The sequence below is a fragment of the Streptosporangium sp. NPDC000396 genome (assembly GCF_042898655.1).
Taxonomy (GTDB): domain Bacteria; phylum Actinomycetota; class Actinomycetes; order Streptosporangiales; family Streptosporangiaceae; genus Streptosporangium.
In genome coordinates, this window is record NZ_JBIAZA010000024.1 from 29,285 (window position 1) to 44,149 (window position 14,865).

Annotated in this window: 14 protein-coding genes; 4 read left to right on the forward strand and 10 right to left on the reverse strand. The window is 69.1% G+C overall.

The genetic code is table 11. The features are described 5' to 3' along the window. Positions 1–51: 51 nt before the first annotated feature. The 3 genes from ACFY2X_RS32620 to ACFY2X_RS32630 form a co-directional block, all read right to left on the reverse strand. Positions 52–1,131, reverse strand: a complete 1,080-nt coding sequence (locus ACFY2X_RS32620; RefSeq protein ID WP_389946013.1) for a BMP family protein — start codon at positions 1,129–1,131, stop codon at positions 52–54. 196 nt (positions 1,132–1,327) lie between these two features. Then, positions 1,328–2,371 carry a BMP family protein gene (locus ACFY2X_RS32625; RefSeq protein WP_389946016.1) on the reverse strand — a complete coding sequence of 348 codons (1,044 nt, stop codon included), beginning with the start codon at positions 2,369–2,371 and terminating at the stop codon, positions 1,328–1,330. Positions 2,372–2,451: 80 nt separating this feature from the next. Further along, complete coding sequence (locus ACFY2X_RS32630) at positions 2,452–3,693, reverse strand: amidohydrolase (RefSeq protein WP_389946019.1); 1,242 nt, start codon at positions 3,691–3,693, stop codon at positions 2,452–2,454. A gap of 484 nt (positions 3,694–4,177) precedes the next feature. Between ACFY2X_RS32630 and ACFY2X_RS32635 the strand changes: the two genes are divergently transcribed. After that, positions 4,178–5,593, forward strand: coding sequence for a peptide ligase PGM1-related protein (locus tag ACFY2X_RS32635; RefSeq protein WP_389946022.1), 1,416 nt, complete (start codon positions 4,178–4,180; stop codon positions 5,591–5,593). Here the strand turns inward: ACFY2X_RS32635 and ACFY2X_RS32640 are convergent. After that, positions 5,552–5,770 (reverse strand): SCO4848 family membrane protein, encoded by a 219-nt coding sequence (locus tag ACFY2X_RS32640; protein ID WP_389946025.1) that lies wholly within the window; start codon positions 5,768–5,770, stop codon positions 5,552–5,554. The genes ACFY2X_RS32635 and ACFY2X_RS32640 overlap by 42 nt on opposite strands. Positions 5,771–5,863: 93 nt before the next feature. Here ACFY2X_RS32640 and ACFY2X_RS32645 point away from each other — a divergent pair, with 93 nt between their 5' ends. Then, the gene (locus ACFY2X_RS32645) at positions 5,864–6,955 is read left to right on the forward strand and encodes a D-alanyl-D-alanine carboxypeptidase family protein (RefSeq protein ID WP_389946028.1); all 1,092 of its coding nucleotides are present in this window, start codon (positions 5,864–5,866) and stop codon (positions 6,953–6,955) included. 81 nt (positions 6,956–7,036) lie between these two features. Here ACFY2X_RS32645 and ACFY2X_RS32650 read toward each other — a convergent pair whose 3' ends face one another. Beyond that, a complete protein-coding gene (locus ACFY2X_RS32650; RefSeq protein WP_389946031.1) occupies positions 7,037–8,095 on the reverse strand; it encodes an NAD(P)H-dependent flavin oxidoreductase in 1,059 nt (352 codons plus the stop codon). Positions 8,096–8,124: 29 nt separating this feature from the next. Then, positions 8,125–8,730, reverse strand: coding sequence for a flavodoxin family protein (locus tag ACFY2X_RS32655; RefSeq protein ID WP_389946034.1), 606 nt, complete (start codon positions 8,728–8,730; stop codon positions 8,125–8,127). Positions 8,731–8,844: 114 nt separating this feature from the next. On the opposite strand from ACFY2X_RS32655, the gene ACFY2X_RS32660 reads away from it, so the two are divergent. Beyond that, the gene (locus ACFY2X_RS32660) at positions 8,845–9,447 is read left to right on the forward strand and encodes a TetR/AcrR family transcriptional regulator (protein ID WP_389946037.1); all 603 of its coding nucleotides are present in this window, start codon (positions 8,845–8,847) and stop codon (positions 9,445–9,447) included. A gap of 55 nt (positions 9,448–9,502) precedes the next feature. Here ACFY2X_RS32660 and ACFY2X_RS32665 read toward each other — a convergent pair whose 3' ends face one another. The 3 genes from ACFY2X_RS32665 to ACFY2X_RS32675 all read right to left on the reverse strand — a co-directional run bounded on the left by ACFY2X_RS32665 (position 9,503) and on the right by ACFY2X_RS32675 (position 12,872). Next, positions 9,503–10,435 (reverse strand): YihY/virulence factor BrkB family protein, encoded by a 933-nt coding sequence (locus ACFY2X_RS32665; RefSeq protein WP_389946040.1) that lies wholly within the window; start codon positions 10,433–10,435, stop codon positions 9,503–9,505. 104 nt (positions 10,436–10,539) lie between these two features. After that, positions 10,540–11,544, reverse strand: coding sequence for a tryptophan--tRNA ligase (gene trpS / locus ACFY2X_RS32670; RefSeq protein ID WP_389946043.1), 1,005 nt, complete (start codon positions 11,542–11,544; stop codon positions 10,540–10,542). Positions 11,545–11,558: 14 nt separating this feature from the next. Then, positions 11,559–12,872, reverse strand: a complete 1,314-nt coding sequence (locus ACFY2X_RS32675) for a hemolysin family protein (RefSeq protein ID WP_389946046.1) — start codon at positions 12,870–12,872, stop codon at positions 11,559–11,561. 122 nt (positions 12,873–12,994) lie between these two features. Between ACFY2X_RS32675 and galE the strand changes: the two genes are divergently transcribed. Further along, positions 12,995–13,978 (forward strand): UDP-glucose 4-epimerase GalE, encoded by a 984-nt coding sequence (gene galE / locus ACFY2X_RS32680; protein WP_389946049.1) that lies wholly within the window; start codon positions 12,995–12,997, stop codon positions 13,976–13,978. Here galE and ACFY2X_RS32685 read toward each other — a convergent pair. Continuing rightward, a complete protein-coding gene (locus ACFY2X_RS32685) occupies positions 13,975–14,736 on the reverse strand; it encodes a hypothetical protein (RefSeq protein WP_389946052.1) in 762 nt (253 codons plus the stop codon). The two genes, galE and ACFY2X_RS32685, sit on opposite strands and share 4 nt — an antisense overlap. Positions 14,737–14,865: the final 129 nt, after the last annotated feature.

The window sequence follows — 14,865 nt, forward strand, 5'->3', positions numbered from 1 at the left end:
TTGATCGAAGGGCCCGGGGAATCGTCCACCGGGCCCTTCATTAGTACCAGGTCAGGAGGTCTTGTCCGGCACGGTCGTTTCGCCGGAGATGATCTTCTGCTTGTACTCGTCGAGCTTGGCCTTGATGTCGTCGACCTGGCCACCCGTGGTGGAGTAGTCGACGCCTCCGGCCTTGAGGTCGTAAACGGTGGGGCCCGCCTTCACCCCGCCGCCGGTGAAGCTCTTCAGGAAGTCGAAGACGGCGACGTCGACCTTCTTGAGCATGGAGGTCATGACGACGCTCTGCACATCGGCGGCGGCGGTCTTGGCCTGGTCGGAGTCGACGCCGATGGCCAGACCCTTGGCGGCCTTCGCGGCCTCGAACACGCCGCTGCCAGAACCGCCCGCGGCGTGGTAGACCACGTCGGCGCCCGCGTCGAACATGCCCTCGGCGGCGGTCTTGCCCTTGGCCGGGTCGTTGAAGCCACCGAAGTCCGGCGGCTGGGTCAGGTATTTGACGTCGACCTTGATGTCGGACTTGACGGCCTTCGCACCGGCGGCGAACCCGGCCTCGAACTTCTTGATCAGGGGGACGTCGACGCCGCCGACGAAGCCCACGTGGCCCTTCTTCGACTTCAGCGCCGCGGCGGCACCGACGATGAAGGAGCCCTCGTGCTCGGCGAAGAGCAGGTTGGAGATGTTGGGACCCGCCGCGGCGGCGTCGTCGACGATCGCGAACTTGGTGTCCGGGAACTCTGCGGCGACCTTCTTCACCGGCCCGGAGTAGGCGAAGCCGATGGCGACGATCGGGTTGAACCCGTCGCCGGCGAGCAGGCGGAGCCGCTCCTCCTTGGCCGCCTCGGTCTCGCCGTTGTCGGCCTCGAGCTCCTTGGTCTCGGCGAGACCGAGCTCGGTCTTGGCCTTGTCCAGGCCCGCGGCGGCGGCGTCGTTGAACGACTGGTCGCCACGACCGCCGATGTCATAGGCCAGACCGACCTTGGCCCCCTTGGAGGCCTCCGGGGCCGAGCTGCTGGCGCCGTCGGCCGGCTTCGCCGTCGTCGGCCCCTCGCTTCCACCACACGCGGCAGCTCCCATGAGCATGCTGCCCGCCAGTGCGGTTGCGGCCAGCTTGCCGAATCGGTTCTGAAGCAAGATGACTCCCTTCGCGGTTTAGTGCACGCGCGAAGAGACGCACGGCAACCCTGCACGGAAGATAGTTGGTCGACCAGGGTTGACCAAACCAGCACACAGGTCCGCAACAGGTCCGTTATCCACATCACGCCAGCTTGTGACACTGGAAGGCGGCCGGGCCTACTCGCGGGTAGTATTGATCGCCGTCATCGCTCGATCATGGTACGGTGATCTGACCGTTGATGATCTTTTTCTTGAGATCTTCGAGCTGAGGCTTGATATCGTCGATATGGCCGCCGGTGGTCGCGTAGTCCACGCCGTTGGCCTTGAGATCGTAGACCTTCTGCCCGGCGGTCACCGTCTTGTTCGAGACGCTCTCGATGAAATCGAAGACCGCCACATCGACGCGCTTCACCATCGAGGTGATGATCACATCGCGGACCGCCGGCGCCGCGGTCTTGGCCTGGTCGGAGTCGACGCCGATGGCCATCGCGCCGGCCTCCTTGGCCGCCTCGAAAACGCCACTGCCGGAACCGCCCGCGACCTGATAGACCACATCGGCCCCGCCGTCGTATATGCCCTTGGCCGCGACCTTGCCCTTGGCCGGGTCGGCGAAGCCGCTGAAGTCGGGCGGCTGGGACAGATACTTCACCTCGACCTTGATGTTCGGCCTGACGTGCTTGGCGCCCGCCACGTATCCGGCCTCGAACTTCTGGATCAGCGGCACCTGCACGCCGCCCACCATGCCGACGCCGTTCTTCTTGGACTTCAACGCGGCGGCCGCGCCCACCAGGAACGACCCCTGATTGTCGGCGAAGGTCAGACCGGCGACGTTCTTGCCCTCCGCGGTCGAGTCGACGAGGGCGAACCAGGTGTCCGGAAACTCCGCGGCCACCTTCTGCAGCGGCCCCTGGTAGACGAAACCCACGGCGATGATCGGGTTGAACCCGCCGGAGGCGAGCAGACGGAGCCGCTCCTCCTTGGCCGCCCCGGTCTCGCCCTCCCCCGCCTCGAGTTCCTTGGTGCCCACGCCGAGTTCTTGCTTGGCCTTGTCCAGGCCCGCGGCCGCGGCGTCGTTGAACGACTGGTCACCACGACCGCCGATGTCATAGGCCAGACCGACGTTCAGCTGCGCGCCGGGACCGGAGGCGCTCCCGCCACCCGGCGCCTCGGCGGGCCCGCCTCGGCCACCGCCCCCGCAGGCCATGAGACTCACGGCCAGGCCGCTCGCCAGCAGACCCGCAACCCCGACCCGACGCATGGTGACTCCCCCATACGCGATGCACCCTTATGCCACCCACTGTGACCGGTGCGACGCAACGGAGAGTTCACCGAGCGGTGCTAGTTGTCCAAATTCAGCGCCACGAGGGGCTCGCCGGCGCTGGGCCGCTGTCCCTCCCAGAGCGCGGTCAGCGCGGTGGCCGCCAGGAACCGGACGCCGGTGCCGATGCAGGTCTCGTCCACGTCGAAGGTGCCCTGGTGGATGTCCGCCAGATGCAGCGAACCCGGCTGGCGGGTGCCCAGGCGAGCGAAGGCGCCGGGAACCGACTCCAGGTACCAGCCGAAGTCCTCACCGCCCAGGCTCTGCTGTGTCGGTACGGCGGAGCCCTCCCCGAGCACGCCCGCCGCGGCCTCGGCCAGCATCTGCACGCTGACGTCGTCGTTGACCACGGGCGGCACGCCGCGGACGTAGTCCATCCGGGCCTCGACACCGTAGGCGCCCGCGACCGACTCCAGCAGCGTCTTGATCAGATCGGGGGCCGCGTGCCAGGCCTCCTCGTCCAGGCAGCGCACGGTGCCTTCCGCGACGCCGTCGTCCGGAATCGCGTTGGCGACGGAGCCCGCCTCGACCCGGCCCCAGACCAGGCTCAGCGACGAACGCGGGTCCACCCGGCGCGACAGCCCGGCGGGCAGCTCCGTGAGGATCTTCGCGAGGGCGAAGACCAGGTCGGCGGTGAGGTGCGGCCGGGCGGTGTGCCCGCCGGGGCCGCTCACTCGGATCGCGACCTTGTCGCAGGCGGAGGTGATCGGCCCGACCTTGAGCCCGACCTTGCCGACGTCCACCCGGGGGTCGCAGTGCAGGCCGAAGATCCGGTCGACACCGCTGATGCCGCCCGACGCCAGGACCTCCAGGGCCCCGCCGGGAAGCTCCTCGGCGGGCTGGAAGATCAGCCGGACCCGGCCGGGCAGCAGCCCGGCCTCCGCCTGCTGGGCGAGGAAGAGGGCGGTGCCGAGCAGGATCGTGGTGTGCACGTCGTGACCGCAGGCGTGGCACGCTCCGGGGACCGTCGAGCTGTAGGACACGTCCTTCTCGTCCGGCACGGGCAACGCGTCGATGTCGGCCCGCAGCGCCACGGTCGGCCCGTCACCGCTGCCGACCTCGCAGATCAGGCCGGTGCCGCGCGGCAGGACCGAGGGCACGAGACCGGCGGCCGTCAGGCGGTCGGCGATGCGCTGCGTCGTCCGGTATTCGGCGAACGCCAGCTCGGGATGCATGTGCAGGTCACGACGGAAGTCGATCAGAGCCTGCTCACACCCGGCGAGGAACGTGTCGAGTTCTCCCCGCAGATTACGCCCTCGCATTGGTCACCATCCCATCCGCGTCGGCAGCCTGAATCCTCGACGCACCGTGCAACTGCCCGCAATCACGCGATTCACCGAGCAGCGCGAAAAAGTGATCGCCGCACTGATGGACCGGTGTGGGTGCCGCGGCCACGTCAGTGCGGACTGGCGAACCGTCAGCACAGGAGCGGCAGACCAGTGTGAGGCCACCGGCGTGTTGACGATGACATCGACTTTATCTCTCTCGTGTGGCCCCTCGCCGACATCTAAGCCAAATGTTTTGTCGCCCCATGCCCTTCTCCTGTGCCTCCTGACCCACTCGGACCAGGGCCGATGGCCCGGATTGGCTATGGGCGGTAGCCGTACCGGGCGGTGTCGCCGCAGCTATGGCGGGTCGCGGCTCCGTTGAAACCTCGACGACCTGGCAACTTACGTGACCTCAGGTGCCAGTCATCGCACCCGAGAGAGTGATGCAAACAGGACGAATGCGTGCTTCACTGCGCATATGATCACTAATATCCTGTTCGGGGAGAAGCAATCGGATTTAAGCATCTTCGAACCGAACGAGGGGACCTTGGTGGTCATCCCCTCGTTGTCGCTTCCCCAGGATGAGCTGCGCAGAATCACCGGCGCCCTCTGCTACGAGCAGCGACTGCTGTTCCTTCTCCTCACCCTCAGGCGGCCGGACGTCCACGTCGTCTACCTGACCTCGTCGCCGGTGGACACGGCGATCGTGGACTACTACCTGAGCTTCCTCGACGACCCCGACGAGGCCCGCGCACGCCTGCAAATGATCAGTTTGGATGATCCGCACACGCAGCCGCTCGCCATGTCGCTGCTGCGACGCCCGGACGCCATCGCGCGGATCCGCGCGGCGCTCGGCCACACGCCGGACGCCTGGATGGTGCCGTTCGTGGTCAGCGAGCACGAGGAGCGGCTCGCCGAGGTCCTCGCCCTGCCGATCTACGGCCCGGCCACCTCTCTGGCCTATCTGGGATCCAAGAGCGGCGGGCGCATGGTCGCCGAGGAGGCCGGGGTGCCGATGACCCGGGGCTTCGCCGACCTGCGGTCGCTGACCGAGGTGGAGCACGCGGCCCGCGCGCTGAACCCCGCGTCCAAGCTGATGGTCAAGCTCAACAACAGCTACTCCGGGCTGGGCAACGCCATCGTGATCAAAGACGGGCGGTCGCTCACCACCTCCCGCACGAGCTTCTCCGCGACGGACGAGACCTGGACGACGTTCGCCGAGAAAATCGCCGAGCGGGGCGCGGTGATCGAGGAGTTCATCGAGGACCGGCCGCTGTACTCCCCCAGCGCCCTGGCCAGGATCACCCCCGGTGGCGCCTACGACGTGGTGGCCACGCACGAGCAGATCCTCGGCGGCCCGAACGGCGACGTCTACCAGGGCTGCGCGTTCCCCGCGCAGCCCGAGTACCGCGCCGAGGTGAGCGAGTACGCCGAGCGGATCGCCGGGGTCCTCGCCCGCCGGGGCGTGGTGGGCCTGTTCGGCATGGACTTCTTCGCCGTCAAGACCGACGCCGGCTATCGGGCACTGCTGTGCGAGATCAACCTGCGCATCGGCGGCACCACCCATCCGTTCGGCTCCGCGTTGCTCACCACCGGCGCCACCTACGACCCGGGCACCGGCACGCTCATGTGCGGGAAACAGCCCAAGTACTACGTGGCGACCGACAACTGCGCCACCGCCGCCCTGCGGGGCCGTACTCCCGGAGAGGTCGTCAAGCTGGTCCACGACCGGGGTCTCGGCTTCGACGGCGAGACCCGCACGGGGAACGTGCTGCACCTGCTCGGAGCCGTCCCGGAGTTCGGCAAGCTCGGCTTCACCAGCATCGGGAACTCGGCCGAGGAGGCCGCCCAGCTACATCAGAGGACGCTTCGGGCGCTTTCCCAGACCGCGTAGGCCGATCACGCCGAGCACGATCGCGAGGACGAGGTTGACCGCGATCAGGATTCCGTGCACCACGTAGAAGGCCTTCGGGTGGCCGGGAGCGAGGTTGAAGCCAAGGTTGATCCACTCGAAGATCATGAAGGCGGCGACAACGACCAGGAATGCGGCGATCTTTCGAGATATTTGCATGGCATCAGTATTCCGCCACCTAACTCCCCTCTGATCAGGGCATGGCTCGCCTCGCGCGAATCGGCACGAAGCTACCCTGAGATCATTATGGGGATGAAATACGTCGCACCCGCCGGGGTGCTGCTTGCCGCGATCACCTTCCTGGGTGCTCCCGCGCACGCCGGGAAGGGGCCCGTCGGTGGCACCAGGCTCGGCGAGCGGGGCGTCATCGCCCCCGTGGGGGTGAAGCCCCCGCCCAAGACGGCCGCGACGTCCTATGTGGTCGCGGACGCCGACACCGGGGATGTGCTCGCCGCCAAAGACCCTCACGGGCGCTATCTGCCGGCGAGCACGCTCAAGACGCTGACCGCGGTCACCCTCATCCCGAAGCTCGACAAGACCAGGAAGATCAGGCCGAGCCTGCGTGCCGTGAATGAGGAGGGCAGCGCCGTCGGCCTGGTCCCCAAGCCCCTCTACACCGTCGACGACCTGTTCAAGGCGCTGATGCTGGTCTCCGGGAACGACTGCGCGATGGCGCTGGCCGAGGCCAACGGCGGTCTGGGCAAGACCCTGCAGGACATGAACGCCGAGGCGAAGCGGCTCCAGGCGTTCGACACGGTGGCCAAGACGCCCAGCGGGCTGGACAAACCCGGCCAGAGCAGCTCGGCCTACGACCTGGCGCTGATCGCCCGAGCCGGACTGGCCAACAAGGACTTCCAGCGATATATCAGCACGAAGACTGACAAGTTTCCCGCCCCCAAGGGCTACTACGAGATCGGCAACCACAACAAGCTGCTCTGGACCTACAAGGGCATGATCGGCGTCAAGAACGGCTGGACGTCCAAGGCCCTGGGCAGCTTCGTCGGCGCGGCCAGGCGAAACGGGCACACGATCATCGTGTCGATCATGCGGCACGACGGCTACTTCTGGCCGGAGGTCGCCGGCCTGCTCGACTGGGGCTTCGCCGCCCGAGGCAAGGCCGCCCCGATCGGCCGGCTGGTGGACCCGCTTCCCGAATCCGCCCCCCAGCCGACCACCTCGGCCCCGGCGACCGCCCTGACCCCGGTGCCCTCGCCCACCCCGGCCGGCGCCGCGTCCGGCGGGCAGGGCCAGCCGCTGGGCTGGTACGCGCTGGGCGCGGGCCTGCTCGGCGGACTGGTCCTGCTGGTGTACGGCCTGCGCAGGCGGTCGCTGCGGAATCGCTGAGCGCCGCCCGCATGAGCACCGGCTCCTCCCTCCACGTGCACGACCTCCTGCCGCGCCAGGATCCGGCCGGGCATGCGGTGTTCAGGCCCGGCCGCCGAGTGCCTTCTCCGTCTCGGCGACCAGTGCCTCGACGTAGTCCTTCGCGCTTCGCGGGCGGGTGAGCGCGGCGGCCTGGCCGGACCAGAGATTGACGTAGTCGGGCCGGCCCGCACGGCGGATCGGGAGCATGAGCGCGTTCTGGACGGGGTATGGCGGGACCTCGTCCTCGAATGCGGCCATCTCCCGGACGAACCTGTTGGGAATCGCGCGCGCGTGCCGGCCGGAGAACAGCCGGGTGAGCACGGTGATGTGAGCCTCGGGGCCGTGCAGCGCGGCCTTGTGCGCCGCGCTCGCCCCGGACTCCGCGGTGGCCAGGAACCCGGTTCCGATCTGCACGCCGTCGGCGCCGAGGGTGAGCGCGGCGGCGACGCCCCGCCCGTCGGCGATCCCCCCGGCCGCGATGACCGGGATGGAGACGGCGTCGGCCACCTGAGGCACCAGGGCGAAGGTGCCGACAAGCGACTCGGTGACCGGACGCAGGAACGCGCCCCGGTGACCTCCGGCGTCGCTGCCGGAGGCGACGACGGCGTCCAGCCCGGCCGCCTCGATCGCGACGGCCTCCTCGACCGTCGTGGCCGTGCCGATCGTCACGATCCCGCGCCGTCGCGCCTCGGCGACCACCCACTCGGGCGGAACCCCCATGACGAAGCTCATCGCCGGAGGCTCGGCCGCCAGCAGCGCCTCGGCCTGAACGCCGAAGTCCTGGCCGAGGATCTCGTCGGCGCCGGGCGCGGAGACACCGAACTCGTCGTAGTACGGCTGAAGCCGCGCCACGTGCCGGGCGAGGTCGCCGGGCACGTCACGCTCCCCCGGCTGCGGTATCCAGAGGTTGACCGCGAACGGCCGGACGGTGGCCGCCTTCAAGTCCGCGACGAGCTCGGCGATCCGCTCCGGGTCCATGATGTGCGCGCCGTACGAGCCGAACCCGCCGGCCTCGGCCACGGCGGCGGCCAGCGCCACCGAGGACAGGCCGCCTCCGAACGGGCCCTGGACGATCGGGTGCTCGATGCCGAGCAGCTCTTCCAGACGTCGTGAGTTCATGATCTTTCTTCCTGTCCGGATCGATCGTCTCAAACCGCCGCGAGGACGCGCCGCCCGCTGGCCAGCTCCACCGCCGTCCGGGCCACCCTGCGGCCGAGGTGCTCGGCCGTCCGCAGATCCGCGTCCGACGGGGCGAGCTCCGGCCCGAGGTCGGAGGGTGACTGTGCCATCGCGCCGACGAACCCGCCAAGGCGGTTGAGGTCTTCGGCGCTGCCGGTGGAGCTGTAGATCCAGCCCGGCGGCAGGCCCAGCGTCACCCAGTGCATCCCGTGCTGGGCGGCGAGCAGGACCATCGACGTCAGCGTGTTGAGCTTGTCGCCGTTGACGCCCGCCGAGTTGGTGAAACCCGAGGCCAGCTTGTCGCGCCAGCCGAGTTCGGCCCAGACCTTGACGCTGGCCTCCGCGAAGGCCTGGAAGACCGAGGAGTGGCTGCCCATGTAGGTCGGCGAGCCGAAGATGATGGCGTCGGCCCGGGAGAGCGACTCCCAGAGCTGTTCGTCCAGCGTCGCCACGTTTCGCAGCTCGGCCAGGGCTCCGGGCACGGAGACGACTCCGGCCGCGACGGCCTCGGCCTGGCGAGCCGTGTGGCCGTAGCCGCTGTGGTAGGCGATCGCGACGGTGATCGGCTCGGTCATGAGGGGACCTCCAAAGGCGTCGGCGGGCCGTTCGCCCGCCATCGATGAGGACAGTAGACGACCGGTCAACTATTTTTCAACCTCGGATAGTTGACCGGCCGTATACTTCTCGGCATGGGACGCACGAGCACCGCCAGGGACCGCCTCGTCGCCGCGGCGTGCGATCTGATGCGCAGCCGCGGATACGGAGCCATCGGCGTCGCCGAGATCTGCGCCCGGGCGGATGTCAGGAAGGGCAGCTTCTACCACTTCTTCGAGTCCAAGCAGGCCCTGACCATCGCGGTCATCGACGCGCACTGGAAGGGCCAGCGGGAGACCTGGGCCGCCACGCTCGGCGCCGACGTCCCGGCCCTGACCCGCCTGGAGCGGCTCTTCGCGCTGCAGGCCGAGGGGCAGGCCAGACTCAAGGAGTCGGGCGGCGTGGTCGACGGGTGCATGCTCGCCAATCTCGCCCTGGAGCTCAGCAGCCAGGACGACATCGTCCGCAAGCATCTGGAGCAGGTCTTCGACGAACAGATCGACCTGGTCAGGTCCGCCCTGGAGGATGCCGCCGAGGAGGGCGCGATCCCGGCCGGCGCCGCCGACCGGCCGACCGCGCGTGCCCTGGTCGCGCAACTGGAGGGAATGGTCCTGTTCGCCAAGCTGGCCGACGACCCGCAGGTCCTCGACGGCCTGTGGGCGCAGGCCCGCATGCTGCTCGGCGCGCCGGCCGCATAGCAGCGCCCAGAGGGCCCGGCGCACCGGGGAACCCCATCCGGGCTCCGGGCGGCGCTTAGACGGGGGTGGTGCCGACGGGGACCGGGGTGGGCTCGGGAGGGGGGCCGAGCGAGGCGGTCTCCGTCCAGGCCGCAGCGTAGAGGACGATCCGGGCCGAGAGGTTGATCCAGATCAGCAACCCGACCATCACCGCGAACGCCCCGTAGATGGGGTTGTTCAACGTTCTCGCCAGGATCAGCGCGGCGAGCTGCTTGAGGACGCCGAAAGCCAGCGCGCCCAGCAGCGACCCGCGCAGCATCACCTGGAACGGCTGCTTCGAGCGGCCCAGCCAGCCCATGATGATCAGGAAGATGACGGTGTCGGCCAGCACGCTGACCACCAGGCCGACGAGCCCGATCGAGTTGGCGGCGATCATCGACTGCGACAGCCCCAGCCACTCGGCCACGGTCCCGCTGGCCTGCGTGGCGAACCCGGCGACCAGCACCGAGGCGACCATCGTGATGCCGAGCAGGACCAGGGCGGCCAGATCGCGGAGCTTCGCCAGGACGAGGTTGAGCGGCGGCTCGGTGGCCATGGAGATCTCACGGAGCGCGCCTCGCAAGGCGTCGATCGCGCCGAGCCCGGCATAGAGCAGGCCGAGCAGGCCAATGGCCCCGGCACTGGCCCGGGAGTCGGCGATCTGCTGGATGGGCAGCTGGTCGGCGAGGCCGGGAAGGTAGAGGTCGATGGCCTGCTGCAGGGTCTTGACGGCGTCCGGCCGGACGGACAGGAAGAAGCCGAAAACCGCGAAGGCCAGCGCGATGATCGGGAAGAACGACAGGAACACGAAGTAGGTCACCGCCCCGGCGAGCCGTTCGCCGGACTGGACCTGGTAGCGGTGCACGGTCCTGACCAGGTGGTCGAACCAGGGCCACCGGATCCGGGTGGAGCCCAGCTTCGCCCGGCCCCACTCGCGGACCACCTCGATCCGTTCCTGAACGCTCGTCACTCGTCTCACTTACCCCGTTACCGCCCCGCCGTACGCGGATGCGACCACCAGCCGCGAGCGCGACGACCCGTGAGAGAGCGAGAGTGACCCGGACGCCGGTGACGTCAGACTCCGGGCAGGAACCCCACCCGGTCGCGGACCTTGGCCATGGTCTCGGCGGCCACGGCGCGGGCCCGCGCGGCACCGGCGGCGAGCAGCTTGTCGAGCTCGGCCTCATCGGCCAGCAGCTTCTCGGTGCGCTCCCGGATCGGCGTGAAGGTCTCCACGACTGCCTCGGCCACGTCCTTCTTGAAGGTGCCGTAGCCCTGCCCGGCGTAACGGGCCTCAAGCTCGGGGATCGGCGTGCCGGTCAGCGCGGACTGGATGCGCAGCAGGTTGGTGATGCCGGGCTTGTTCTCCTCGTCGGCGAGGACTTCCGTCCCCGTGTCGGTGACCGCCCGCATGATCTTCTTGCGGAGCGGGCCCGGCTGCTCCAGCAGATCCAGGATGCCCGCGGGCGAGGAGGACGACTTGGACATCTTGGCCGTGGGGTCCTGCAGGTCGGTGATCTTCTCCACGCCCTTGACGATGTGCGGCTCGGGCAGCGTGAAGGTCTCGCCGAAGCGGTGGTTGAAGCGTTGCGCGAGGTCGCGGGTGAGCTCCAGGTGCTGCTTCTGGTCGGCCCCGACCGGAACCTTGTTCGCGTGGTAGAGCAGGATGTCGGCGGCCTGCAGGATCGGGTAGGTGAACAGGCCGACGCTGGCCGAGCTCTCACCGGACTTGGCCGACTTGTCCTTGAACTGGGTCATCCGGCCCGCCTCGCCCATGCCGGTGAGGCAGATCAGCACCCATGCCAGCTCGGTGTGCTCGCGGACGTGGCTCTGGACGAAGACCGTGGACCGCTCCGGGTCCAGGCCCGCCGCGAAGAGCTGGGCGGCGGCGATCCTGGTCCGCTTGCGCAGCACCTCCGGCTGGTAGTCCACCGTGATCGCGTGGAGGTCGACGACGCAGTAGAACGCGTCATGACCCTCCTGCAGGGCGACGTACTGCCGGACGGCGCCGAGGTAGTTGCCCAGGTGGAAGGAGTCGGCGGTGGGCTGGATGCCTGACAGGACGCGGGGACTGGCCATAGCACGTCATTGTGTCAGGTGTCGGGAGTGGTCGGTGACTCCGGCGCGGATGTCCGGCGTTTGATCCGGACCCGGGACACCCTGCGGCCGTCCATGTCCGTGACCGACAGCTCGAACCCGGGCACCTCCACCCGCTCCCCCAGCGTCGGCAGGTGGCCCAGAGCCGCCATGACGAACCCGGCGAGGGTCTCGTACGGCCCCGGAGGCAGCCGGATCCCGGTCTCGCCCGCCACCTCGTCGAGATTGGCCAGCCCGTCGAGCTCGACCTCTCCCGCGGGCAGCACGACCTGCTCGTCCTCCACATCGTGCTCGTCGCGGATGTCGCCGATGAGCTCCTCGACCAGATCCTCCATCGTGACGATGCCGGCGGTGCCGCCGTACTCGTCGACCACGATCGCCAGGTGATGTCCCTCGTCGCGCATCTCCGACAGCGTGGCCAGCACCCGCTTGCTGGCGGGGACCATCTTGACCGGGCGGATCGGCACCAGCTCGCTGATCGGCTCGATGGCGCCGGTCAGCACCGGGTCGAGCAGGTCCCGGATGTGGACGAAACCCACGATGTCATCGTAGGAGTCGCGGTAGACCGGGAAACGGGAGTGCGGCATGGCCGCGGCCATGACGGCGGCCTCGGCCAGCCGGGTGTCGGCGGACATGAACTCCACCTCGGTGCGCGGCAGCATCACCTCGCGCAGCTGCCGCTTGCCCGCCGCGAAGACCTCCCCGATCAGGTGACGCTCGTCCACTGTGAGCTCGTGGTGCCCGACCACCATGTCGCGCAGTTCCTCGGTGGAGATCTCCTCCCGGTCGGTCTCGGGGTTGCCGCCGAGCATTTTGACCACGCCGTCGGTGGACTTGGACAGCGCCCAGATGATCGGCCGCGACAGCGCGGCCATCCGGTCCAGGAACGGCGCGACCAGCAGAGATATCCCCTCTGCGCGCTGGCGGGCGATCCGCTTGGGCGCGAGCTCGCCCAGCACCAGCGAGGCGTAGGAGATCGCCAGGGTCACCAGTACCAGGGCGAGCGGGGCGACGACGGCTTCGGGCACCCCCCAACCGGCCACGACCGGGATCAGGTCCCGGGCGAGGGTGTCGGCGCCGAACGCCGCCGACAGCATGGTCGACACGGTGACACCGATCTGCACGGCCGACAGGAAGCGGTTGGGGTCGCGTGCGAGCTTGGCCGCCCTGGCCCCCCGGCGTCCGCGGGTGTCGAGCCTGCGCACCTGGCTCTCGCGGAGGGAGACCATGGCCATCTCGGCTGCCGCGAAGAATCCCCCGATCAGCACGAAAACCAGGACCAGGGCGATGTTCGCCGGGACGCTGTTCACGAGATTGTCTCCGTCATGGCCGTCGCCCGTTCCGACTGTGGCCGATATTTGATGTGCCAGCATATGCTGGCTGTAGATTTACAAAAATAAACATGTCCAAACACCATCGAACAGGAGACCTCGTGAAGCTGCTGGTCACCGGAGGCGCCGGATACATCGGTAGCGTCGTGGCGGCGCAACTCGTCGAAGCGGGCCATCAGGTCACCGTGCTGGACGACCTCTCCACCGGCCACGCGGACGCGGTGCCCTCGGGCGCGCGCTTCGTCGAGGGGTCGATCACCGAGGCCGCGGACGTGCTGCCCGGGATCGACGGCGTGCTCCACTTCGCGGCGAAGTCCCTGGTCGGCGAGTCGGTGGACAAGCCCGGACTCTACTGGGCGCACAATCTCGGCGGCACCCTGGCCCTGCTCGACGCCATGCGGGCCGCCGGAGTCGGACGGATCGTGTTCTCCTCCACCGCCGCCACGTACGGCGAGCCGGAGCGCTCCCCCATCCAGGAGACCGACCCCACCCGGCCGACCAACCCCTACGGCGCGTCCAAGCTCGCGGTCGACACCGCGCTGACCGCGTTCGCCGGGCTGTACGGCCTGGGCGCGGTGAGCCTGCGCTACTTCAACGTGGGCGGCGCCTACACCGCCGAAGACGGACGGGTCTATTCCGAGCGGCACACCGTGGAGACCCACCTGATCCCTAACGTCCTTGCCGTCGCGCTCGGCGGGCGCGAGTCGGTCAGCATGTTCGGGACGGACTACCCCACCCCGGACGGGACATGTGTGCGCGACTACATCCACGTGGCCGACCTGGCCCGGGCGCACCTCCTCGCGCTGGAGGCCTGCTCGGCGGGCGAACACAAGATCTACAACCTGGGTAGCGGCACCGGTTTCTCGGTGCGGGAGGTCATATCGGTCTGCCGCGAGGTCACCGGGCACGAGATCCCGGCGGTCGCGCACGAGCGCCGGGCCGGAGACCCGGCGGTGCTGGTGGCCTCTTCGGAGAAGATCCAGCGGGAGCTCGGCTGGAAGCCGGAGCACCCGTCCCTCCGGGACATCGTCTCCGACGCATGGGGCGCCCTGTCCCGCGGGAGCGACTCACGGGACGCCCTTTAACGCAGGCTGATGCGGGCCAGGTTGTTGGCGGGGCGGCGGTCACCCACCCGGACGGAGTAGACGGTCGCCTTGGCCTGCGGCGCGTTCCTGCGGGCATGGAAGGCGAGCTTGAGCTTGACCAGCTTGCCGGAGGCGACCGGGTGCAGGGTGCAGCCGACATGGCCGGGGTAGGAGTGACACGGCGCCCCCTTCGCCGACAGGAACCGCGCGCTCCTGGTGTCGAAGAACAGGGCGGCATCGCGAACGACCCGGGGCCCCCGGTTGCGGACGACAGCGTCCATCGTGACCAGCCGGCCCGCCCTCGCCTTGCGCGACAGCCGGACCACCAGATCCGCGCCCTCGTCCACCGAGGTCACCGCCTGGGAGATGTTGTCCTCCTCGTTCTCGTCCTCGACCTCGGAGGAGAGGGTCGCCGTCGCCTGGAGCGGACCCCGCGCGTCAGGATCGACCAGGCCGGTGATCATCACCCCACCGGTGCCCCCGGCCAGGACGTCCTGCTGCGAGGGACAGACCACCTCGTTGGCCGCCGTGCCCTTGCGGCACTCGGCGACGTCGACATGGATGATCTCCACCTCCTGCGGCAGCTGGATGGTGAGCAGGGGCAGCACCGCGTCCTCGGGGCCGGCGTTGCGCACGTCGACCCGGTAGATCAGCGGTTGCCCCGGTTGGGCGAGCTTCGGCGAGGCCGACAGCTGTACGGACAGGTCCGCACCGCCCTGGCTCCTCCCTCCGGACCCCGCGAGTGCCGCCCCTGGCACTCCTGCGAGGACAAGGAGAACAAGACTGACAATCCCAGCGACAATCCGCACCGCACCCTGCGCCATCAACACCGATCCCCCGACCATCACCGATCATTGAACGCCGGGACGCCGCCCCCGGGCATGATC